This is a genomic window from Enterobacter sp. DC4 (assembly GCF_000568095.1).
GTDB classification, from domain to species: Bacteria; Pseudomonadota; Gammaproteobacteria; order Enterobacterales; family Enterobacteriaceae; genus Enterobacter; species Enterobacter pseudoroggenkampii.
In genome coordinates this window covers 1-337 of the sequence record NZ_AZUB01000030.1, presented here as the reverse complement: position 1 = coordinate 337, position 337 = coordinate 1, and the positions used below count along the sequence as shown (strand labels likewise).

The following is a 337-nucleotide window of genomic DNA, read 5'->3' as shown; positions in this document are numbered from 1 at the left end:
TTAGTCGCTTAACCTCACAACCCGAAGATGTTTCACTTCATGATTGCGAAAATTTGAGAGACTCGAACACACCTTAAAGATGTGTCGTTTCAATTTTCAGCTTGATCCAGATTTTAAAAGAGCAAATATCTCAAACGTCACCCGAAGATGAGTTTTGAGATATGACGGCAGGTGACTTTCACTCACGAACCAGCAAGTGGCGTCCCCTAGGGGATTCGACCCCCTGTTACCGCCGTGAAAGGGCGGTGTCCTGGGCCTCTAGACGAAGGGGACACTGAAGTCTCAATCGCAAGACGCCTTGCTATTTACTTTTCATCAGACAATCTGTGTGAGCACT

The 337-nt window shown here is 46.6% G+C and carries 1 tRNA gene; it reads right to left on the bottom strand.

Annotation, left to right across the window (positions count from 1 at the left end):
• Positions 1-197: 197 nt before the first annotated feature.
• A tRNA-Glu gene (locus P349_RS00005) sits at positions 198-273 on the bottom strand.
• Between the last annotated feature and the right edge of the window lie 64 nt (positions 274-337).